The 21,347-nt window shown below is 69.2% G+C and carries 19 protein-coding genes and 1 pseudogene; 11 read left to right on the plus strand and 9 right to left on the minus strand.

Annotation, left to right across the window (positions count from 1 at the left end; translation table 11 throughout):
* The first annotated feature begins 226 nt into the window (after window positions 1-226).
* Window positions 227-1,123: a GNAT family N-acetyltransferase gene (locus BIV25_RS09160; RefSeq protein WP_071371700.1), complete on the plus strand. Its 897-nt coding sequence runs from the start codon at window positions 227-229 to the stop codon at window positions 1,121-1,123.
* A 97-nt stretch (window positions 1,124-1,220) separates the two neighbouring features.
* On the plus strand, window positions 1,221-1,745 hold the full coding sequence (locus BIV25_RS09165) for a DUF1877 family protein (protein WP_071371701.1): 525 nt from the start codon (window positions 1,221-1,223) through the stop codon (window positions 1,743-1,745).
* 42 nt (window positions 1,746-1,787) lie between these two features.
* Here BIV25_RS09165 and BIV25_RS09170 read toward each other — a convergent pair whose 3' ends face one another.
* The 3 genes from BIV25_RS09170 to BIV25_RS09180 form a co-directional block, all read right to left on the minus strand.
* A complete protein-coding gene (locus tag BIV25_RS09170; protein ID WP_071371702.1) occupies window positions 1,788-2,105 on the minus strand; it encodes a hypothetical protein in 318 nt (105 codons plus the stop codon).
* A gap of 378 nt (window positions 2,106-2,483) precedes the next feature.
* Window positions 2,484-3,284 carry an FkbM family methyltransferase gene (locus BIV25_RS09175; protein WP_071371703.1) on the minus strand — a complete coding sequence of 267 codons (801 nt, stop codon included), beginning with the start codon at window positions 3,282-3,284 and terminating at the stop codon, window positions 2,484-2,486.
* A gap of 14 nt (window positions 3,285-3,298) precedes the next feature.
* Window positions 3,299-4,834 carry a class I adenylate-forming enzyme family protein gene (locus BIV25_RS09180; RefSeq protein WP_177235207.1) on the minus strand — a complete coding sequence of 512 codons (1,536 nt, stop codon included), beginning with the start codon at window positions 4,832-4,834 and terminating at the stop codon, window positions 3,299-3,301.
* A gap of 293 nt (window positions 4,835-5,127) precedes the next feature.
* On the opposite strand from BIV25_RS09180, the pseudogene BIV25_RS54260 reads away from it, so the two are divergent.
* Window positions 5,128-5,832 (plus strand): annotated as a pseudogene (locus tag BIV25_RS54260) (DUF4157 domain-containing protein); the annotation flags it as partial.
* Window positions 5,833-6,555: 723 nt separating this feature from the next.
* Here BIV25_RS54260 and BIV25_RS09190 read toward each other — a convergent pair.
* A complete protein-coding gene (locus BIV25_RS09190) occupies window positions 6,556-7,254 on the minus strand; it encodes an SDR family NAD(P)-dependent oxidoreductase (protein ID WP_071371705.1) in 699 nt (232 codons plus the stop codon).
* Window positions 7,255-7,360: 106 nt separating this feature from the next.
* Here BIV25_RS09190 and BIV25_RS09195 point away from each other — a divergent pair, with 106 nt between their 5' ends.
* A complete protein-coding gene (locus tag BIV25_RS09195; RefSeq protein ID WP_071371706.1) occupies window positions 7,361-8,272 on the plus strand; it encodes a helix-turn-helix transcriptional regulator in 912 nt (303 codons plus the stop codon).
* A gap of 287 nt (window positions 8,273-8,559) precedes the next feature.
* On the opposite strand, the gene BIV25_RS50870 is transcribed toward BIV25_RS09195, so the two are convergent.
* Together BIV25_RS50870 and BIV25_RS50875 are read right to left on the minus strand one after the other, a co-directional pair.
* The gene (locus tag BIV25_RS50870; protein ID WP_177235208.1) at window positions 8,560-8,760 is read right to left on the minus strand and encodes a hypothetical protein; all 201 of its coding nucleotides are present in this window, start codon (window positions 8,758-8,760) and stop codon (window positions 8,560-8,562) included.
* 113 nt (window positions 8,761-8,873) lie between these two features.
* On the minus strand, window positions 8,874-9,167 hold the full coding sequence (locus BIV25_RS50875; protein ID WP_071371708.1) for a hypothetical protein: 294 nt from the start codon (window positions 9,165-9,167) through the stop codon (window positions 8,874-8,876).
* Between the two features lie 107 nt (window positions 9,168-9,274).
* Here BIV25_RS50875 and BIV25_RS09210 point away from each other — a divergent pair, with 107 nt between their 5' ends.
* The 7 genes from BIV25_RS09210 (at window position 9,275) to BIV25_RS09235 (ending at window position 16,681) form a co-directional block, all read left to right on the plus strand.
* Complete coding sequence (locus BIV25_RS09210) at window positions 9,275-10,036, plus strand: HEAT repeat domain-containing protein (protein WP_071371709.1); 762 nt, start codon at window positions 9,275-9,277, stop codon at window positions 10,034-10,036.
* Window positions 10,037-10,715: 679 nt separating this feature from the next.
* A complete protein-coding gene (locus tag BIV25_RS09215) occupies window positions 10,716-12,299 on the plus strand; it encodes a peptidoglycan-binding protein (protein ID WP_177235209.1) in 1,584 nt (527 codons plus the stop codon).
* Between the two features lie 239 nt (window positions 12,300-12,538).
* Entirely contained in the window at window positions 12,539-12,670 is a 132-nt protein-coding gene (locus BIV25_RS52505) for a transposase (protein WP_256255688.1), read from the plus strand.
* Window positions 12,671-13,189: 519 nt separating this feature from the next.
* The gene (locus tag BIV25_RS09220; protein ID WP_107486041.1) at window positions 13,190-14,002 is read left to right on the plus strand and encodes a class I SAM-dependent methyltransferase; all 813 of its coding nucleotides are present in this window, start codon (window positions 13,190-13,192) and stop codon (window positions 14,000-14,002) included.
* 283 nt (window positions 14,003-14,285) lie between these two features.
* A complete protein-coding gene (locus BIV25_RS54265; protein WP_371273007.1) occupies window positions 14,286-14,474 on the plus strand; it encodes a hypothetical protein in 189 nt (62 codons plus the stop codon).
* Window positions 14,475-14,676: 202 nt separating this feature from the next.
* A complete protein-coding gene (locus BIV25_RS09230) occupies window positions 14,677-15,771 on the plus strand; it encodes a molybdopterin-dependent oxidoreductase (RefSeq protein WP_177235210.1) in 1,095 nt (364 codons plus the stop codon).
* Window positions 15,772-16,129: 358 nt separating this feature from the next.
* A complete protein-coding gene (locus BIV25_RS09235) occupies window positions 16,130-16,681 on the plus strand; it encodes a hypothetical protein (protein WP_143076599.1) in 552 nt (183 codons plus the stop codon).
* 178 nt (window positions 16,682-16,859) lie between these two features.
* Here the strand turns inward: BIV25_RS09235 and BIV25_RS09240 are convergent, their stop codons facing one another.
* The 3 genes from BIV25_RS09240 to BIV25_RS09250 form a co-directional block, all read right to left on the minus strand.
* Entirely contained in the window at window positions 16,860-18,236 is a 1,377-nt protein-coding gene (locus tag BIV25_RS09240) for a glutamate decarboxylase (protein WP_371273008.1), read from the minus strand.
* A gap of 223 nt (window positions 18,237-18,459) precedes the next feature.
* Entirely contained in the window at window positions 18,460-18,897 is a 438-nt protein-coding gene (locus BIV25_RS52005; protein WP_218158450.1) for a phosphotransferase, read from the minus strand.
* A 126-nt stretch (window positions 18,898-19,023) separates the two neighbouring features.
* On the minus strand, window positions 19,024-21,347 hold a 2,324-nt coding region (locus BIV25_RS09250), incomplete at its 5' end, for an SDR family NAD(P)-dependent oxidoreductase (RefSeq protein ID WP_218158451.1).

The following is a 21,347-nucleotide window of genomic DNA, read 5'->3' on the forward strand; positions in this document are numbered from 1 at the left end:
TCTTGCAGGACCGCGAAAAACATAACGGGGGAGCAACTGCGTCGGCCGCCTCTGGCTGCCCCTGCGCATCGTCTCCCGCCCCAAAGACCCAAAGGGTTTCACCGTCCGGCTCCTGTTCAGGATCAACTACGTGGCGTGACCGAAAGGCATCGCACCAGTCGTGGTATCCGTGCAACCTTGAGGCAAAGCGCTCTCCCGAGTCCAGTACATCCGGGCATCATGCGGCATGCGCCCGGATGACTGGCAACTCGCCTACGACGTCGACGACTTCCTCGCCCGAGCAGGGGACTTCCTGCGCTCGCGCCCCGCTCTGCACAACACACCGCTGACCGATATCGAGAAACTGCGAACACGCGGGGTGCGCGCACACGACGCCGAAGCAACCGTGTTCGGGCGACTGGAGTCAGGAGGTCAGGTGCACGCCATCTTCTATCGCACTCCGCGCGGCCACCTGAGCATCACCCCCCTCTCTGCCGAGCAGAGCGACGCCCTCGCCACTCGCCTGGCCGCCCTCGGCCACTCCCCCTCCGGCGTCATCGCGGACCACGACACCGCCACCGCTTTCGCCGACGCATGGCAACGGCACACGGGCAGGGCGCCGACACCCTTCTGGCGGGCCCGTCTCTACCGTCTCGGCGCACTCACCTCACCGCAACCGCGCCCAGCGGGGCACGGGCGCATCGTGGACGGCACGGACCGTGAGCAAGTCGTGCGCTGGTGCCGTGAGTTCTGCGTCGACGTCGAGGAGCAGGCTTCCATCGAGTTGATCGACGCCGGTTCCTGGGCCGACTCACGTTTCGGCGACAGGCACTTCACGTTCTGGGAGACCCCGGACGGCATCCCCGTCTCCATGGCGGCCTCGACCTCGATCGTCGGCGGCATGATCCGGGTGGACCCGGTCTACACCCCGGTTCGCCTGAGGGGTCGTGGTTACGCGGGCGCCGTTACGGCCGAGGTGAGCCGGGCCGCGCTGGCCGCGGGCGCGACGGACGTCGTCCTCTTCACGGACCCGGCCAATACCACCAGCAACGCCCTCTACCAGCGCACCGGATACGTCCGCATCGCCGACTTCACCGGATACAGGTTCTCCTGCGGCACGCCAGAAGCCGGTGAGGAACAATGACCGACGCAAACGCGCCCGAGAGAAACAGATCTTCACGCGGCCCAGCAATCACCCCGACAAGACCGACCAGGGAAGGGCGCGTTGAGATACTGCCGCCATGGCCGTCACTCAGCAACTCGCCCGCATCCCGGCGGAGCATCTCGCCGCCTGCCGCCGGTCAGCCGACGAATCTCCGGATGGAGATCCTCTCTGGGATCCACCACCGACGGATGCCCTCGACCTGGACTGGGCGCCGCTCCTGCTCGAACGGGTCTGCCTACTGGGAGGCCTCGACAGCGACCATCTGAACGCTCTCCGACAGTCCCTTGAGGGCGACACTGTCATCGATCTGGAATTCCTCAGCAAGGGTCCGCATGCCATCGGCCCCTTCGGACCAGATCCCACGGCCCTCTCCGCAACTCAAGTGACTCACGCCTCGGAACTGCTCGGGCAGATCGACTTTCCGGCCCTCCTTGCCGCCCTGCCGACCGACGAAACAGAGGCCGCCACCTTGATCGGAAACGGCGCGGACAAGATCGTCGACGGCCCTAGGAAGTACCTATTGGGACATTTCAATGCCCTGCGCGACTTCTACGATGGTGCATCCCAACAACAGCTTCTTATAGTGCTCTGGTGGGACTGACACGGACAGCCTCCCCGCCAACTCACCTCACCATCCGCGGAATTACACTGCCCTGAGGATCCCACCCGAGCGGGATCGATACCCCACGGATCCGGAGCGGTTCGAACCAAGCCCGGCAATATCGGGCACCGCCGGCTCCGCCTCCTGCTCAGCGCGCTTGCGCAGGCAATTGCGGTGCTGGTGACAGGTCTTCTGGGCACTGCCGCGATGACCGATGATCTCCGCTCCGTGACGGGCCTTCATCCAGGCCTCGAACGTCTCCGAGGCGCAATCGGGCAGCACGTCCACGCCCCGGCCCGCTTCAGCGCCGACCAGCTCGGTGCCGTACGTGCAGCCCTCGCGGAAGGCGAACTCGTCCACTCCCAAACCGGAGCCCTGTCCGGCATCGCTGGTGCCTTCAACGGCCTCAGCGGGCAAGCCCGGCCTACGACCAGAAGCAAGTGTCGGCACAGCCGCGCGACCAGGGCGTCTTCCCAGCTCCACCGCGATCGATTGCAGCCGGCCGGTCAGCCCGGTGCTGGAGCGATGGTGTCACTCGGGCGGGCCTGGCACCTGCTCGCCGAACGTCGTGCGGGAACTGCGCTTCCGGGCACATACGTATCGGCGGAACGGCAGTCTGGGCGCCGGCCCGGACGAGCCCATGACTCCGCGTCCACCACCAACGCGCCGGAGGCGTCGCCGCCTCTGACTGGTGACGTCACGGGACCGTCGCAACAGAGTGCCGGGTGCTGCGCGTGCTCAGGGTCTGACCGCGAACACCATGCCGATGTCGCCGGCCTGCTGCACCGGATCCTGCTCGGTGCTGACCGTGAAGCCGTGCGTGAGGAAGACCTCGCAGACCAGGTCTCGGTTCTGCTGCCAGCGCTCCACCTCGACGACGGCTTGGCGGACCAGCGGCCAATGCCGTTCCTCGATGCCTCTGAGTACGTCGAGTTCGGCGCCTTCCACATCGATCTTGAGGAGGTCGATGTGGTCGATGCCCTCTTCGTCGAGCGCTGATGAAAGGGGCCTGACCTTCACCCGATGCGTCTCAAGGCGCCGCATCACGCGCAGCTTGCGGCTGACGAGAAAGGTGAGGAGGGGAGCGGGTGCGCGGCGCAGGACCGGTCCCAGTCCGCCCTGGCGGATCATTTCGACAACGCTGGCGGTGACCCGCCGCCGCTCCGCCTCGATGTTCCCCTGGTCCCGCGAGGAGGACGAGAAGATCGTGGCGGCCGGAACGTAGCTGAAGTCGAGCTCGTCGTCACGGGACGCCAGGCCGTAAGGGAGTGCGGTCAGACGTCCGTTGAAGAATTCCCGGGCATTGCGTTCGAGCGTCGCGTGGAGCGGCGGCAACGGCTCGAAGGCGTAGATCCGCACGTCCCCGTCCAGCCGCTCGTAGACGGCCGCCGCGAACACACCGATGTTGGCGCCCACGTCGAGTACCGTCGCGCCCGGCGTGCACTCGACGCCGTGGCTGAAGTAGCCTCCCACCTCTTCGCGCAGGAAGGACGCCTCCCAACGATTGATACTGTGCAGTTCAATCGCATTCATGACCATGCCAAAGTCATCTATCAGGGTTGGAGCCAACAATCCAGCCCGCACGCTTCACTTCGGCCGCGCCGCGCCAGGTGCGCCGCCTGGGCACGCAGCCGTTGCTTGTCCGGCTTGCCGGATGCTGCCAGCGGGATGTGGTCCACCCAGTGCACCGCGGTGGGACAGTGGGCCTCGGCCAGCTCGTCGACCACGAGCCGGCAGGCTTCGGCAGCGACTCGGTCGCTGGGCTCATGTCCTGCCGCGGGCAGGAGGAAGGCGTGGACCTCTTCGCCGGTGACGGCGCTGTCGCGGCCGACCACCACGGCCTGGGCCACGGCCGGATGCCGGGCCAGAGCGGCCTCGACGGGCCCGCAGTAGATGTTGCGGCCGTCCACAATGATCATGTCCGTGATCCGATCGACCAGATAGAGGTAACCGTCCTCGTCGCAGTGGCCGATGTCACCGGTGCGCAGCCAGCCGTCCCGCAGCACCTGTGTGTCCAGATCGGGGCGCTGCCAGTAGCCGGCCATCATCGCCGGCGAGCGCGTCCACACCTCGCCGGTCCACCCGGCGGGCAGGTCCCGGCCGTCCTCGTCGCGGATGGAGAGCTCCACGCCGGGCACCGGCTGCCCGGCGGAGGCCAGCAAATGCGGTCTGCCACCCAGTGCGGCGACATGGTCGGCGGGTGACAGGCGGGAGATCACCCCCGCCTCGTTCATGCCGTAGCCCTGCCGGAAATTCACGCCGTACACCCGCAGGGCTTCGCGGAGGCGCTCGGGGAGGATCCGCGAATTGCCGTAGGACACCGACATCAGGCCGGGGATCCCTGCGGCAGTGGCAGGGTGGTCCAGCAGCCGGTACAGCATCGACGGCGACAGGTAGGTGGTGACGGGCGCCAGGCGGGCGCAGACCGCGGCGAACTCCGGCGGGTCGAACGCGTCGAGGACCTCCACCCTCCCCCCGCTGAGCAGGTGTTCGAGGCACCGCCCGCCCGCGCGTTGGGCCAGGGAAGTCACCGAGACGAACACCGGCCCGGCTCCCTCGTGGCGGCGGGTCCAGCCGGTTCGCACGCGCATGGCGGCGAAGGTGGATGCCACGCCCTTCGGCCGGCCCGTCGTACCGCTCGTGTAGGTGACCCGGGCGATGTCCTCCTCCCGCGCCATGACCGGCAGCGGATCGCTCGGCTGTTCAGCAGCCGACCGCAGCAGGCTTTCGAAGCCGATGCGGCGTGCTCCCATGTCGGGGATCGCGGTGTCGGCCACCACCAGAGCCGGCCGGCAGTCGACCAGGATGTGCGCCAGGTTGTGGGTGGCCGGGTCGATCACCACCTGGGTCAGCCTGGCGCCCAGCACGTGTGCCGCCAGCCGGACCAACAGTGTCTCAGGAGTGTTGCCGGTGACGCACGCGAGCCCAGTGCCGCGCCCGATGCCCAGCTCGCGCAGCAGCCTGGCCAGCCGCCACACCTCTTCGAGCGCGTGCCCGAAGGTCAGCACACGCGCCCCGCAGCCGATCGCCGGCCCGTCGACGTCACGATGGAAGGCGTCCACGAGATCGGTGACGTATGCAGCAGGCACCGCAGACTCCTCCGCAGAACTGGCCAAGACGGGAGCAGCGCCACGGAAGGAAGCCCGTTCCGCCGCAAGCACACACCAACATGGGCCGCCTGCCACAGCGGGTCAAGCCGCCGATGGAGGGACCCACGTCGAGCGGATTCAGGATTGGTCACCCAACTTCGAGGCTCCCTCGCCCACGGAGCTTCGGCTCGGCGCGCGTACTCCGTGTCCTGCCCGGCCGGCCGGCCGATGCTGCCCGGGCGGACGGCCAATTCTGCCCGTCCGTACCTGGCATGAGCGGTCTGCCCCAGCGTATGCACGAGGAGTCGACGAACCGCACCGGAGGCGAGACCCCCTTGCACGATCACGAGAACATCCGGGACACCAGAACCGGTACCGACCGTGCCGCGGCCCGCACGCCGGCGCCCGCACCGCAGCACGGCCCACTGGGCCTGCAGACCTCCGTCGGCAACGCCGCCGTGGTCCAGATGCTCCGCCGGGCCGGGCACCCCGGGGCCCGGGATCAGCACCAGCACACCGCGGGCTGCGGCGACCAGCAGAACGAAGAGACCGCGGCCACGGTCCAGCGCTCCGCCGTCCACGACGTCCTGCGCACGCCCGGGCGGCCCTTGGACGACGCCACGCGCACCGATATGGAGCACCGGCTCGGCGCGGACTTCTCCGACGTCCGTATCCACGACGACACGACCGCTCGGGCCTCCGCCGCCGAAGTGGGCGCCCGCGCCTACACCAGCGGAAACCACATCGTGATCGGCCAAGGCGGCGGCGACAGACACACCCTCGCCCACGAACTCACCCACGTCGTCCAACAGCGCCGAGGTCCGGTCGCCGGTACCGACGACGGAAACGGCCTCAAGGTCTCCGACCCCGGCGACCGTTTCGAGCGGGAGGCCGAGGCCAGTGCCACCCGTGCGATGAGCCTGCCCGCACGGTCCCGGTTGCCGGTCGAAGAACCTCGGAGCAGGGCGAGCACGGACACGGATGTGCCGCTCCAGCGTGTCGCGACGCGGGGGGCCACGGGGAGTCTGCCGCTCCTGGCCTGGGACCGACACCCGCCGGTGTGGATCGCCGCTGCTTTCGGTCCGCAGGGCAACGGTGGCCCCCTCCAGCGGACGGGCGGCACAAGCGTCACGGTGACCTTGGGGCCGAGTGTCAACGCACCGGCGAACTCGTACGGAGGCTCGCGTCCCGGTACCACCGAGTGCACCCTCGTCAATGAGCTCAACGCGAGGGACGGCAGTGGCTGGATCAAGGGGCACCTCTGGAACGACAACCTGGGTGGCGAAGGAGTATCAGAAAACCTGACGCCCATGACGGACAGCACGAACCAGAACTTCAACCGCCAGTTCGAAGAGCCGTTGAAGAAGATGCTGTGGAAATGCACGAATCATGCGCAGGGAAACCCGAACTCGCCGATCTGGTACGGGGTCACCTTTACCGTCAGAACCTACGGCAGAATGTCGAACAACTCAGCCGAACTCGAGTACCTCGTACCTGAAGGAGTCGAATACTCGGCAAGCTACGTGCAGATGGACAGGGCCACGAACGCCGTCACCCAGGTCGCGGCCCCCCAGGGATTCCCGCCAGTGATCCGTTAGAACGGTGACCGGAGTCTTCCTCGGAGCCGGATGCGCCGGCGCTCCCCGTTCGGGATCCGCACCGCATTCCCCGGCCGCCGTGAATTCGCCATCCAGCACGGCCCGGAAGACCACGGCCCGGTTTCAGGACCAGGTGATCTCGCCGTGGCGGGAGACGAAGCGTCCGGTGCCTGCGCCGGGTTCCTCGGTGGCGAGGGCGACGATCGCGTCCGTGCCCTCGGTGACGGTCTGGGGGCCACTGTGACCGTTCAGGTCGGTCGCGGTGTATCCGGGGTCGGCGGCGTTGACGCGGATGCCTTTGAGTGCCTTGGCGTACTGCGTGGTCAACATCGTCAGTGCTGCCTTGGAGGAGGTGTACAGCGGTGCGATGACGTGTGATTCGGGCCGGGCGGGGTCGTGGGTGAATGCGAGGGAGCCCGTTCCGCTGCTGACGTTGACGATCACAGGGTCGTCCGAGCGGCGCAGCAGGGGCTGGAATGCGGTGGTGGTGCGGATGACGCCGATGACGTTGACGTCGAGGACGGCGAGGGCGTCGGCGGCGGTGAGGTCGCTGGGATCGCCGGTGGGGCCGTGCACACCAGCGTTGTTGATCAGGACGTCGATCCTGCCCTCGTGTTCGGCGACGTTCGTGGCCGCGGCGGCCACGGACGCGTCGTCGGTCACGTCGATGGGGACGTAGCGGGCGCCGAGCGCGGCGGCGGCTTCCTCGCCCTGCTCGCGGTTGCGGGCTCCGACGAGCACGGTGTGCCCGCGCTCGGTCAGGCGGCGGGCGGTCTCGCGGCCGAGGCCCTTGCCGGCTCCGGTGATGAAGGTGATCGTCATGCGTTCGATTCTGGTCCCGGCGGCCGGGGGCGGGCCAGGGACGCGTCAAGGGTAGGAAGACCTGTACCACCCTCGCGCCCCCTGCACGACCGGGGGATGCAGCAGGATGGACAGCATGTCGACGGCATCCGGAGCGGGACTGGGCGCGATGATTCGCACGTGGCGGGAGCGGCTGCCGCCGTCGGCCGCCGGGCTGCCGGTGGCCCGGGGTCGCCGGGCGGCCGGGCTGCGCCGCGAGGAACTGGCCGACCTGGCAGGGGTGTCGGTCGACTACGTCGTGCGCCTGGAGCAGGGGCGGGCTACGACACCTTCCGTGTCGGTCGCGGCGTCCCTTGCGCGTGCCCTGCAGTTGTCCACGGCCGAGCGTGACCACCTGTACCGGCTGGCCCGGCTCGCCCCACCGGTGAACGGCGCGATCAGCGACCATCTCCCGCCCGGCGTGCAGCGGGTGCTCGCCCGTCTCGGGGACGTGGCGGTCGCCGTGTTCGCGGCGGACTGGCAATTGGTGTGGTGCAACCGGGGATGGGCCGCCCTGCTGGGCGACCCCTGGGCCGCGCCGCCGCGACGACGCAACTTCGCCCGCGACAGGTTCCCGGTGGACGTCGGCCCCGCTCTCCCCCGCTCTCGGCTCCGTTCGAGCGGGGGGACCCCCATCGAGCGGTGGCCGGTGACCGAGGCGGACCGCGCCGCCACCGACGCCGCCGTCGTCTCCGACCTGCGCCGCGCCACCGGCCGTTTCCCCCACGACAGCCGCCTGGCCGCACTGATCCGCGAACTGAACGCGGGCAACACGCGATTCGCCGAACTGTGGGCAACCGGAGAGGTGGCCGCACACCGCGAGGACCACAAGACGATCGACCACCCCTCGGTGGGCCCGGTCACGGTGGACTGCGACGTCCTGACCGACGGCGACTCCGAACTCAAAATCGTGATCATGACCGCCGCGCCCGGCAGCGAGGACGAGACCAAACTCCGACTCACCGCCATCACCGGCCCACCGGCCACCACTCCCAACTGAACTGCCTGGTCGACAGAGCGCCGGAGCGCCGCGAACGCGGGCCGGGTGGCGATGACGATGGCGGTGGTGGCGATGACGGTGGCAGTCGCCCGACGTCGCTTGGGTCAGGCGCCGCCGTGATTCTGGCTCGACAAGGTCGCGGGAAGGAGAACGGATCGGGTACGGCGCCGGCGTGAGCGCCATCCCCAGCGCACCGGCCGGACGGGCGACCGGGTGATCGCCGGCCGCGGACTCACCAGTAGGCGCGGTCGTCCCAGGACTTGAAGTCCGCGAACTCGACGGCGTCGTCAGCCGGGGCGGAACCGGCGGGGGCGGGTCCAGGGCGCGGGGTCGGGAAGGAAGGCGGTCCGTGCGACAGTGCCCGGCAGCGGGCCCAGCAGCGGGCCGGGAGGAGCGGGGAGTTCCCAGGTGTCGCGGACGGTGTGCCGTGGATAGCCGGTGAGCGCCAGGTCGTACCGGTGCCAGCGGAGCAGGCCACTGTCCGGCACCGCTCCCGAGTGCCGCACCTCCACGGTCCATTCGTCGGGGTCGTCGGAGGCCGAGGTGTCCCAGAACAGTACGTCGCTGCCCCTGTGCAGCCCCAGGCCAACAGGCCGCCGGCCTAGGGGTGGAGCACGGGCCGCTCGGCCTCGGGCAGCTCCCGCACCTCGATCCGCGCAGCCCGGTGCGTCGCACGCAGCCACTCGCCGTAGTCGAAACGGTCCTGCTGGACGCATGGCACGTGGATCCACACGTACTCACCGAAGTCCAGCGGCCCGTGCCGGTCGGCGAGGCGCTTGTACTCGGCCGGATGCCGCAGTCCGAGCCGGTCCTCGACGGCCGGCCAGTCGACGGGAACGGGAGAGGGCGGACGCTCCGCGGAAGGAGTGGTGAACGTGCTTATGTCCGATGTCAATTGACGTCCTTCCAGTGTGCGTCACGTACTCGGCTGATTCGTCCGTCTCCGTGGTCCAGGCGGACATCGGGGGCTGAGGGTGTGCGGCACGGGTCAGACTGGAGCGCATGGAGAACGAGATCGCCCGCAGGGTGGCCGAACTGGACGCGGAGTCGACCGAGGTGGCCGAGGAAGCGCAGCACACGCTGATCGCCCTGGGGCCGCAGGTGCTGGAGCCGCTGATCGCGGCGGCCCTGGCGCTGAACCCGTTCGGGCAGCTGTGCGCCATCGAGGTGTTCACCGCGCTGGCCGACCCGCGCCCCGCCGACGTCCTGATCGGCATGCTCAGCAGCGAGAGCGCGACCGTCCGGCAGTGGGCCGGCGAGGCCCTTGCCGAACTGGGCGTCCGGCGCGCCGTGCCAGGCCTGCGACAGGCGTACAACGCTTTCCTGCGGAGCGGGGAGGCACCTGACGAAAGCGAGGGCGAGGGGCTGCGCCGGGCGCTCACCGAACTGGGCGCCCGCGAGAGCTTCCTCCCGCCACGGTCTGCCGCGCTGCGCGACCCGGACGGCGAACCGGTCGATCTCTGGCCGGTGGAACACCTGCCGGAGGTGATCCGGGACCTCGCCGACCACGGGCAGGCGGTGCTCTGCTTCCAGATCTGGGAGCTCAGGCCCGACGGCCGACGCTTCCACGTCGGCAGGCCGGGCATCGACTGGGAGGTCGACCGCGACCGCCCCTGGCCCGAGACCGTCGTCTCCTGCCGCGACTGGGCGCTGTTGGCGGCGGAGGCGGTGGACGTGGCCCCGGACCGCGTGGTGACGATCTCCTGGATCGACGCGACGGATCTGCGCGTCGACAGTCCCCAGGTGGCCCGTGTGGTCAGGTAGCCGGAGAAGCAATCCTCTCCGCCGCTACCCGACCATCACACCTCTTGTGGCTGAGCATGCCACTTGGCGCATGGAGCGCTTGGGTTGGCGGTTGCCCCTCGGCCGTTGGCCGCTGACTGGGTCCTTGGTGGGCGAGTCGGCCCCGGCGGGAGCGGGTGACGTTGGTCGAGGGCTCGTCGGTGGGCAGCCACGGTGTTCGTGCGGATCGCGGACGCGGAAGACCTTCCCGGAGTGCTCGACGAAACCGTCCCGTCACCCATGAACGCGCGACAGTACATCGTCAGGAACGGGACTTGACGCCACCTGAAGTCCCCGGATAACTCTGGGCGGCTTCCCACTGCTTCCACAGCACCAGTGCCCCCACGGCCGAGACCTGGGCCGGCACCCACGCAGCCGCCCTGTCCGCCGCCCGCATCCAAGCTGTCCCGCCCAACCGTCACGCTGCCACGGATCCTGGCTGGTCAGTGCCGGTGCCGTCCCGCAATCCCAGCAGATCCCGACTCGCCGTGGACACGGGCCGGACCGGGGCCCAAAGATCACCTGCAGCGCTGCTTCCGCCTGGCACCGCCAAGCGCCGGACAGTTGCTGGACAGTTGGCCCCGGAAGGACTCGAATGCTACGTGGCCCAGCGGCTCCCGCGTTGCTCACCGCAACCAGACATCAAGGATCGGACCGTGTCATGAACCTGCCTGACCACACCCAACGACTGTCCAGACGAAGACTGTTGACCCTGGCCGGCGGCGCCGCGGTGGCCACCGCGACCGGCATCGGATTCGCCCAGTCGGCGTCCGCGGCGTCCTCGGCGACCGGCTACGGGATCGACTACTCCGACGCGTCGCTCACCGCCGGTTCGGTCGCCGCGGCGGGCTACGGCTTCGTGTGCCGTTACCTCAGTTGGCTGCCGAACTCGAAGGTCCTCACCCTGTCCGAGGCTCAGGCCCTGACCGCCGCGGGTCTGGGCATCGTCTCCAACTGGGAGTCCGACGGGCTGCAGTCCTGGCAGAGCAGCGTCCCCTCCAACCCCTACTCCCAGGGGGCCGGGCATGCCACCGAGGCGCAGCGGCAAGCGCTGGCCAACGGGATGCCGTCGTCGCGGCCGATCTATTTCAGCGTCGACTTCGATCTTCAGCCCTCGATGTATTCCGCGCTCAACTCCTACTTCGACGGCGTCGCCTCGGTGATCGGCCGGTCCCGGACCGGTGCGTACGGCGGCTACCACGTGATCCAGGAACTCTTCGACAGCGGGAAGATAGCCTGGGGCTGGCAGACGTACGCGTGGTCCGGCGGGAACTGGGACAGCCGCGCGCAGTTGCGGCAGGTTCAGAACGGCATCACGGTCGCCGGGAAGGACGCGGACCTCGACCAGGCGATGGCCGCCGACTTCGGGCAGTGGGGCGGAAAGGGCGGCGGCGGTGGCGGTGTCATCCTGCCGTCCTGGCCGAACATCACCGACGGTATGACGGGTCCCAGCGTGCAGGCGGCGCAGTATCTTCTGCGCTACCACGGTGCCTCGATCACCGCCGACGGACAGTTCGGCCCGGCCACCCTTACCGCGACCAAGAGCTTCCAGTCCGCTCACGGCCTCGGCGTCGACGGCCAGATCGGCCCGCAGACCTGGTCCGCGCTGATCGTCCAGGTCCAGCAGGGCTCCAGCGGCGACGCCGTCCGAGCCGCCCAGGTGGAGCTGAACCGGTTCGGCTACGGCCTCACTGTCGACGGCAGCTTCGGCTCCGGCACCAACAGCGCCGCCCGAGCCTTCCAGTCCGCGCACGGCCTTGGCGTGGACGGCCAGGTCGGTCCGCAGACCTGGCAGATGCTCGTGGGTACCGGGAACGGCGCCTCGGGCGGTGGCACCGTCGCGCCGCCCTGGCCGAATGTCATCGACGGCGACACCGGGAACAACGTGCTGGCCGCGCAGTATCTTCTCCGCTACCACGGTGCCTCGATCACCGCCGACGGACAGTTCGGCCCGGCCACCCTCACCGCGACCAAGAGCTTCCAGTCCGCACACGGCCTCGGCGTCGACGGCCAGATCGGCCCGCAGACCTGGTCCGCGCTGATCGTCCAGGTCCAGCAGGGCTCCAGCGGCGACGCCGTCCGAGCCGCCCAGGTGGAACTGAACAAGTTCGGCTACGGCCTCACTGTCGACGGCAGCTTCGGCTCCGGCACCAACAGCGCCGCCCGGGCCTTCCAGTCCGCACACGGCCTCGGCGTAGACGGCCAGATAGGCCCGCAGACCTGGCAGATGCTCGTCGGCAGCTGAGCGCCGAACCCCTCCGGTGGCGAGTGTGCGGGGCGGGGGTGACCGCGACGGTTCGTTCCGTCCCGCACTCGCTCGCAGCGGCGGAGACAGGCCCGCTTCCGGAGCCTTCAGGCGGTATCAAGTCCCGTTCCTGACGATGTGATGACGGCCGTTCATGGGTGATGGGACGGTATCGCCCTCGCGTCATGTCGTGTGCGTGATGGGGTCGGGGCATGGAACGGATGCCGTACGCAACCGACTTGTCCGACGAGCAGTGGGCGTTGATCGAGCCGCTGGTCACCGCATGGAAGCAGGAGCGGGTGGCGCGGTCGGCGACCGGGGACCCGGGCTCCAGCGACCTGCGCGAGGCCGTGAACGCCCGTCCCTGGTGATCATCGACACCCGCTCCGTGCGCGTGGCGGCCGGGGTGCCGAAGGAGACGACGGGGCTGGACGCGAACAGAGAGACGTCCGGCAGGAAGCGCGGGCTTGCGCTGGACGTCTTGGTCCTGAGCATCGGCGTGGCCGGTCCTGCCCGCCTCCGCGCACGACGACGAGGCCGGCATCGCCCTGCTGGACACCCTCGCGCCGCACCGGCGACAGCCCCGCGACGACGACCACCGGCCCGACGACGCCGCGTCCCGCGCCTACTGGGCCGCCACCACCGGAACGCTCCGGCGCCTCACCATCCCGAGCCCCGGCGGACGAGACCAACTACCCGACCGGGCAGAGCAGTTGATCGCCGATCCGACCGAGGCCGAGGCCGGCACGGTCGAGCGCCGACTCGTCCACCAAGGACTCCTTGAGCATCTCGGACGCGGCCAACATCAGAAACGGACTTGACGCGATCTGAGTTAGTGTCAAGATCTGCCGCGCTGTGTCGCGGTGGTGGTTGCTCTGAGGAGGGGACGGATCGTGCAGACGGCGTTTGACGAGTCCGAGCGGCGGGCGTGGGCAGGGCAGGCCGATGCCTATGCTGCGAGTTTTGCCAAACTGTGCGCGTATCCGGTGCGTCGGCTTCTCGATGCTGTCGAGGTTCGTGAGGGCACACGCGTCCTCGATGTGGGGACAGGCACGGGCGGCGTCGCCGCAGTTGCGTGTGAGCGGGGCGCGAAGGTGACCGCGGTGGATGCCGAACCGGGCATGGTCGCACGGGCCGCGCAGGCAGCCCCGGAAGCTGACGTACTGCTTGCCGCTCTGCCTCGCCTGCCTTTCGCGGATCACGAGTTCGACGCGGTGGTCGGCAACTTCGTTCTCAACCACGTCGGACGGCCCCGGGAGGCCCTGCGGGAGCTGCGCCGGGTGACGCGCCCTGGCGGACGGATAGCCGTCACCATCTGGGCGGTACCAGCGGCCGCCGGGCAGGCCCTTTTGGGCAGGGCCGTCCAGGCAGCGGGTGTCAGTCGTCCCGCTCACCTGCCCGCTCTTGCTCCAGAAGAGGATTTTTCGCGAACTGAACAGGGCTTGGCCGCGTTGCTGGGCGACGCGGGCCTGTCGGATGTCGTCCACGAAGCCTTGGCCTGGGATCATCGGACGACCATGCAGGAGTGGTGGAGCGGGCCGGCCGCCGGAGTGGCGACGATCGGGCAGATCGTGACGAGTCAGAATCCGATGGTCATCGCCGAGATCAAAGACCGTTTCGAGTCGCTGTGCGCCGAATTCACTGGTCCGGACGGCGTATTGGTGTTGCCGCACGCGGCCCTGATGGCACACGGCCAGCCATGACGCTGCCCTGCTCGGAACAGGCTGGGCGTGGCCGGGCAGATGGGCACGGGCCTCCTTCTCTCTTCTTCATCGCCGGGATGGGCAGAGTGGGCCCTGCCATAATGGTGCGATGTGCTTTCGCGGGGGGACTCCTCACCGGCATTACGTGTGCTTGCCCTGCCGTTCTTCGTTCAAGAAACGCGGCACGTGGGCAAGCCGATGCCCGTGCTGCGGTGGACAGTTGATCGACGCGGGCCAGGACCTCGCTGTCCCGAAACGGAGCGACTCAGCTGGGTGGCGGACATTGACCGCGCTGCTCAACGCGGGTGTCATATTCCACTCCGGCTGCTGTGACGGGCCCGGCTGGCGGCCTCGAACACCGCGCGAGGTACGCGAGCGGCTGGCCGCCGCGGCCGACACGGGCGTGCCGCTGAGCGTGGCGCTGACGACGGTCGACACCGACGAGCTCCGCTCCAGGCACACCGCACGCTGAGCCGTCGCCGTGGCCCCGTCCCGTACGCGGCGACGCGCGCCAGAAGGAGACCGCCGTTCGGCTGCCACACTTCAATGATCCACAGAGGCAACGGCTTCTGCGTATCCATGCCCGAGACGCATGGACGCGGCCTGACCGGCATTTCACGCGGCTGCCAAAGATGCCTAGCGTGAGCACGGAATCGCCAGCGAAGGGGGACGACATGTCCGTTGCCGACACCGGTACTGGCGCCGACATCGGCCGGGCCGGGGATGCCGACTCGTTGCCGGGACTCGGCCGGCGTACCGGCGATGGATCCGCCGTGCGCGCACCCGTCCTGCTCCGCAAGGGCTTTGGCCTGATCCAGAAGCTTCGCCCCGAGCACATGACGTCCTTCATCACTCCGGAAGCGGACCTCTTCACGGTTTGGCACCTGGGCGTTCCCGACGTGTGCGCCGACTCCTGGACGCTGACCGTCGGCGGCATGGTCTCCCGCGCACTGACCCTGTCGCTGGAAGACCTCGCAGGACTGCCGCAGACGGAGATCACTGCCGTGCACGAGTGTGCGGGCAGTCCGCTGGCGCCCACGGTTCCCCAGCGGAGGGTGGGCAACGTCCGCTGGGGTGGCGTCCGGCTCAGTGAACTGCTTCACCTCGCCGGAATCGAGGAGGGAGCCGCTTACGTCATCTCCACCGGTGTCGATCACGGTGTCTACGACGGCACCCACCATCAGCGATACGAGAAGGACCTGCCCCTGGGGAAGGCACTCGACGGCAGCGTCCTGGTGGCTCTTGCCGTCAACGGCGAAGCACTGCCAGTACGGCGCGGTGGTCCCCTCCGCCTCGTCGTGCCGGGCTATTACGGCACCAACTCGACCAAGTGGCTGGACTCGTTGACCGTTTCGGACCGTCGCAGCGGATCAGCATTCACCACCAAGTACTACATGGACCGGCCCGAGAACGGCTCCGGCAGTCCCTCCCCGGTGTGGGAGTTGGCTCCCAATTCGTGCCTCGTCTCCCCCCTCGACGGAGACGTGCACGTCGGCGAACCCGTCGAAATACGGGGATGGGCCTGGGCCCACGAACCGGTCACCTCCGTGGAGGTCACGACCGACGGCGGCCGAACCTGGAACCCCGCCCAGGTCGCCACGCGCGTGGAGCACGGATGGCAGGGGTTCGGCTTCCCGTGGACGCCGACCTCGGTCGGCGAATACGTAATCGCCTGCCGTGCGACGACGGGCTCGGGAGCGACACAGCCCGACACACCACGTCGCAACCGAATCCACCAGCGCGTCATCTTCGTCGACCAACCGGCATGAGGTCCAGGACCAGGATCAGCGGGTCGCATGCCCCGCCAGGCCGACGGTGTGACGGTTCGACCCCGGTCCCCGACACGGCGCCCCGGGTTCGATCCGCAGCCCGTTCGGCGACAGACAGCTGGACCGCGCCCGCCGCCTCTTGCGTGACGACACCGTCCGGGCCGAAGACCGCCCGGCCGACCTGCTGTTGCTCCCTCATGCCCAGTGGCCGGCGGCGATTCCACGGTTGGCCACCGCCCGCATCGGGGAGACGAACGCGACAGTCCGCATCGGCCTCGGCGAGCTGCCCGCCGAGATCGGTCGCCACTCAGCCCCGCGCACCAACGCCCCCCACTCACAACACAGAACAGGGCACCCGATGACCGCTCCGGACGTCTCAGCCGACTGGTTCACCACCTGGCAGCGCGAGATCGCCGCCATGCTCGAACAGACCCTCGCCCGCTTCGAGACCGTCTACGGCTACGCCCCAGGCGACAACGACGTTCTCGTGGCGGACGACCATAGCCGAGCTGCGGCCGCACGGCTGCAAGACGCCGCTGTCCCCGCTGTTCTGGTCGCCTTCTACTCCTCGATCGCCGAGTTGCAGCTGCCCGACATCGACCACGGCTACTTCGTCCACTCGCCCGACCTGGTGCTCGACCACCTCGCCGAACACGGACCGGTGCGCCTGTCCGACCACCGCACCGGCATCGTGTTCGGCAGTGACGGGGGTGGCATCCTCTTCGCTCTGGATCAGGCCGAGCAGGTTCACCGATCCACCACAGCGTCATGGTTCGACGACTTCGAGCCGGAAGCCCCGACCCTGACCCAGTTCCTCACACAGCTCCACCGGGCCGTTGCCCACTTCACGGCCGACACCAGGCGCCACGCGGATACCGAACACGACAACCTGCCGTGCCCTGACTTATGACGGCACAGCAAGTCGGACACGCACGCGACGCACGCTGCCGGGACATGGGCGCCGACTGCCCGCCGCCGACAGACCAGTCCCTCTATGCGCTGGCCTCGGCGCGGCTGTGACGGGTTGCCTGGGCGGCAGGTGTGGAACCGGCCAGTCCCGGGCAACCCGGCGGGAGTCCGCTCGTGGGTCAGGTGTGGGAGAAGCCGGAGCCGGCGTCGTGTGCGGGCCGGGTGGTGGTGAGGCGGTCGACCGCCCGGCCGAGGGCGGCGAGCAGGGACTCGCCCAGGTCCTGGCTGAAGCCTTCGCGTACCACGATGCGCAGTACGGCAACGTCCTCGGCGTTCGGCGGCATGGTGTACGCGGGCACCTGCCAGCCATCACGCCGCAGTTCGTCGGAGACGTGGAAGACGGTGAACGCGCTCGGCTCGTTGAGCTTGAACGCGACGACGGGGATGTCCGTCCCGTCGCTGATCACCTCGAAGGCGTCGAGCTTGGCGATGCCGTCGGCGAGGAACTGCGCGGTGTCGCGCAGCCCTTCCATGACCTTGGTGTAGCCCTCCCGGCCGAGGCGTACGAAGTTGTAGTACTGGCCGACGACTTGGTTGCCGGGCCGGGAGAAGTTGAGGGTGAAGGTCGGCATGTCGCCGCCCAGGTAGTTGACGTGGAAGACCAGGTCCTCGGGCAGGTCGTCGGCGGACCGCCACACCACGAACCCTATGCCCGGGTAGGTCAGCCCGTACTTGTGGCCGGAGACATTGATCGACTTCACCTGGGGCAGCCGGAAGTCCCACTCCAGGTCCGGGTGCAGGAAGGGCGCGACGAAGCCGCCTGAGGCGGCGTCCACGTGGATCGCGATGTCGGTGCCGTGCTCGGCGTTGTAGGCCACGACCCGGTCGTGGATGTCCTTGATCGGCTCGAACTCGCCGGTGTGGGTGGTCCCGAGGATCGGCACGACACCGATGGTGTTCTCGTCCACGTACGTCATGGTCTCGGCGGCGTCAACGGTGAACCGGTTGTGCGCCATCGGCACGTACCGCGGCTCGACATCCCAGTACCGGCAGAACTTCTCCCACACCACCTGGACGTTGGACCCCATGACCAGGTTCGGCCGGTCCGACGGGAGCCCGGCCGCCTGCCTCCGCTGGCGCCACTTCCACTTCATGGCGAGCCCGCCGAGCATCACCGCCTCGGACGACCCGATGGTGGACACCCCGACCGCGTCCCCCGTGCCGGGCGCGTGGAAGAGGCTCGCGACGATGTTGACACAGCGCCGCTCGATCTCCGCGGTCTGCGGGTACTCGTCCTTGTCGATCATGTTCTTGTCGAACGTCTCGGCCATCAGCTTCTCGGCCTCGGGGTCCATCCACGTCGTCACGAACGTGGCCATGTTCAACCGCGAGCTCCCGTCGAGCAGCAGCTCGTCATGAATCATCCGGTAGACCGCCTGCGGCGCCGTCTCCTTGTCCGGCAGCCGGTTCTTCGGCACCTGTATGCACCCCAGCCTCCTGGTGTACGCCGGGTCGATCATTGCCTCGCTGCTGTCGTGTCGATGTACCACGATCACTCCCACGTCGACGATCGGACTTCAGCAGCCCAGCATGCCAGGGCGACCGCCAAGCGCAGCAGTGCGGTGTCCGTGAGTTTCGGGGGCAAGCCGCTGCCACCGCGCGCTCACTGCAGTGCGCACGTCACCCGCATCGGCCGCGGCTTCGATGCCCCGCCAGCATCGGTCCTGCCACCACAACACCGTGGACACAAGCTGTTGCCGGTCAGACAGTACGTAGCTGTCAGCGATCAGTCATACTCCGGGCCGCGTCCTCGACGTCGGCCACGGCAGGGCCGAGACCGACGTACTGCCAGCAGACATGAGCGATGTCATGGATCCGGGCGCCCGGCGCCGCAAGGTCCCGGTCGATGAAGGCCGTCGGGCGAAGCGACCCACTGACCGGACGACAGACCGTGTTCTTGGGCGACAGGTCGTTGTGGCACACGACCTCGTGGTCTCCAGCCAGTGCCGTGCCGACCGTCAGGCCGTGGAACTCGCGCACCAGCCGGGCGACCGCCACCAGGCTCTCGGCCGACGACACAGCGGCAGGTTGTCGCGGTTCCCACGCCACATGGCCATCAAGGTAACCGAGTACTGCGCGGCCGCTCTCGTCCACACCGAGATACCGCGGAGCTCCGCTCCAGCCACCGGCTTCGAGCAACCTCAGCAGTTCGCCCACGAACTTCGTGCGAGCAGAGGTTGGACGACGCACCGTGTCCCCGACGCGTACGACGGCGTTGGCGAAACCTCCCGGCAAGGACGACTCAGACACACTCTCCACCGTGCCCGGGTCCCGAGCTCCGCGTCACTCTTGCTCCGGGCGGCCGAGCTGCTTGTTGATGAAGTCGAACAGCTCGTCGTCGCTCGCTGCGGAGAGCTGCTGAGCCCGTTCGTCCTCGGCTCCGTCGCCGGCGGTGAGTTTCGACGCGAGAGTCTGCACCCGGGACAGCACCTTGCCGCGTACGGCGTCAGCGCCGGGCAACGCCATCAGCAGGGCCTCCAGCCGATCCAGCTCGGTCAGGGCGGTGTCCAACGGATCGGTCTCCTCGCCGACCAGCTCGTCGCGCAGGAAGGCCGCGAGTGCCGTCACGGTCGGATAGTCGAAGATCAGGCTTGCCGGCAGGGTGAGCTGCGTCCCCGCGGCCAGCCTGTTGCGCAGCTCCACCGCGCTCAGCGAGTCGAAGCCGATCTCGCTGAAGACGCGGTCGGCCGGTACGGCCTCGGGCGAACCGTGGCCGAGCACCGCCGCCACCTCAGCCCAGACGAACTCAAGGATCGCGCTATCACGGTCCTCGGTGGAGAGGGCGGCCAGGCGTTCGGCGAAGGCCGGCTGCGCGGCCTGGCCGAGCGCGCCGGTCGCAGGCTCGGTGGCGAAGGCATGCTCGTACTCGGGCATGTCCCTGATCACCGCGCACTTGGCCGCGCCCGAGGCGGCCCGGATGAACTGGTTCCAGTCGACGTCGGTCACCGCCATGAACGTCTCGTCCCGGTCCAGCGCACGCTGCAGGCCGGTGATCGCCCGCAGCGGGTCCATCTGCCGCAGGCCCCGCCGGGAGAGCCGCTCGGCCGCGTCGCCGTCGGCCATACCGCCGCCACCCCACATGCCCCAGGCGATCGAGGTGCCGGTCAGGCCGAGAGAACGCCGGTGATGGGCCAGCGCGTCGAGAAAGGCGTTGCCCGCCGCGTAATGGGACTGCCCGGCCGAGCCGACCACGCCCGCCGCCGAGGAGAACAGCACGAACGCCGAGAGGTCCAGGCCGCGCGTCAGCTCATGCAGGTTCCAGGCGGCGTCCACCTTGGGACGCAGCACGCCGTCCAGCCGCTCCGGAGTGAGCGCGGCGATCACGCCGTCGTTGGCGACGCCCGCGGTATGGAACACCGAGGTCAGCGATGAATCGGCGGGCAACGACGCCAGCAGCCCCGCCACTTGGGCGCGGTCGGCCACATCGCACGCGACGATCGTCACAGCCGCGCCCATCCCCGTCAGTTCGGCCTCCAGCTCGGCCGCGCCTGGTGCCTCCCTGCCGCGACGACTGGTCAGAACAAGGTGCTCGGCGCCACGCCCGGCCAGCCAGCGGGCGACATGCGCACCGAGGCCGCCCGTACCGCCGGTGACCAGGACGGTACCGGCGGCCCGCCAGTCGCGTACCGGCTGCTCGTCGGCGGCGGCGCGGACCAGACGGCCGACCAGGACCCCGGTGTCGCGTATGGCGGCCTGCTCGCCCGTGGCGCCACCGGCGAGCAGCTGGACCATGTGCAGCGCCGCCACGTCGTCCGCCGTCCCGGGCAGGTCGACCAGACCACCCCACATACCCGGGTGTTCCAGCGCGATGACCCGCCCGAGGCCCCATACCAACGCCTGGTCCGGGTCGGTCAGTTCGTCCGTCGGGCCGGTGTCGACCGCGCTCCGGGTCAGGCACCACAGTGGCACATCGATGCCTCGGTCCTGCAACGCTTGAACCAGGGTCACGGTCGCCCCGAGGCAGATGGGAACACCGGGGAACTGCTCATCCCGGGAGGTCTCGAAGGCCAGCAGCGACAGCACGCCCGAGAACGGCAACTCGCCGAGGTCAGCGGCCAGGGCCGCCCGGTCGAAACGTCGGTCGGCGACGACGACCTGCCGTATCCGCGCGCCGGAGCGAGTCATCGCCTCGGTCGCGGCGGCCAGCCAGGGGTCGCCCTCGCGTCCAGCAGGGACCACGACGAGCCAGGTGCCGTCGAGAACCGGGGCGGGCAAGCCGGTCGCCGCCCGCCAGCCGAGGCGGTAGCGCCAGCCGTCGACGACGGACCGCTCCCGACACGAGCGCCGCCATTCGGCCAGTGCGGGCAGTACATCGCCGAGTCCGGCCCGCTCGCCGGTCGCCAGTTCGGTGGTGAGCGCATCCAGGTCGCCACGTTCGACGAGGTCCCAGAAACGCCCCTCTGCTCCCCCGACCTCGGTGATCGCCGCAGTGGCCGCCCTGGGCGCCTGCAGCCAGTAGCGCTGGTGTTGGAAGGCGTACGTCGGCAGGTCCACCCGGTTTCCCGCAGGCAGCAACGCCGTCCAGTCGACCGCCACCCCCGCCGCCCACAGACCACCCACCGCGTCCAGAAGGGTACGCACCTCACCGCGGTCCCGGCGCAGCGCCG

The organism is Streptomyces sp. MUSC 14 (assembly GCF_001866675.1).
Lineage (GTDB): Bacteria > Actinomycetota > Actinomycetes > Streptomycetales > Streptomycetaceae > Streptomyces.

What these genes read in the sequence shown, in the direction of transcription:
- BIV25_RS09235 (WP_143076599.1), top strand. Translation starts at nt 16,130, where the DNA reads ATGACCGCTCCGGACGTCTCAGCCGACTGGTTCACCACCTGGCAGCGC.
- BIV25_RS09190 (WP_071371705.1), bottom strand. Translation starts at nt 7,254, where the DNA reads ATGACGATCACCTTCATCACCGGAGCCGGCAAGGGCCTCGGCCGCGAG.
- BIV25_RS09160 (WP_071371700.1), top strand. Translation starts at nt 227, where the DNA reads ATGCGCCCGGATGACTGGCAACTCGCCTACGACGTCGACGACTTCCTC.
- BIV25_RS09215 (WP_177235209.1), top strand. Translation starts at nt 10,716, where the DNA reads ATGAACCTGCCTGACCACACCCAACGACTGTCCAGACGAAGACTGTTG.
- BIV25_RS09195 (WP_071371706.1), top strand. Translation starts at nt 7,361, where the DNA reads ATGGACAGCATGTCGACGGCATCCGGAGCGGGACTGGGCGCGATGATT.
- BIV25_RS09165 (WP_071371701.1), top strand. Translation starts at nt 1,221, where the DNA reads ATGGCCGTCACTCAGCAACTCGCCCGCATCCCGGCGGAGCATCTCGCC.
- BIV25_RS09210 (WP_071371709.1), top strand. Translation starts at nt 9,275, where the DNA reads ATGGAGAACGAGATCGCCCGCAGGGTGGCCGAACTGGACGCGGAGTCG.
- BIV25_RS09175 (WP_071371703.1), bottom strand. Translation starts at nt 3,284, where the DNA reads ATGGTCATGAATGCGATTGAACTGCACAGTATCAATCGTTGGGAGGCG.
- BIV25_RS09230 (WP_177235210.1), top strand. Translation starts at nt 14,677, where the DNA reads ATGTCCGTTGCCGACACCGGTACTGGCGCCGACATCGGCCGGGCCGGG.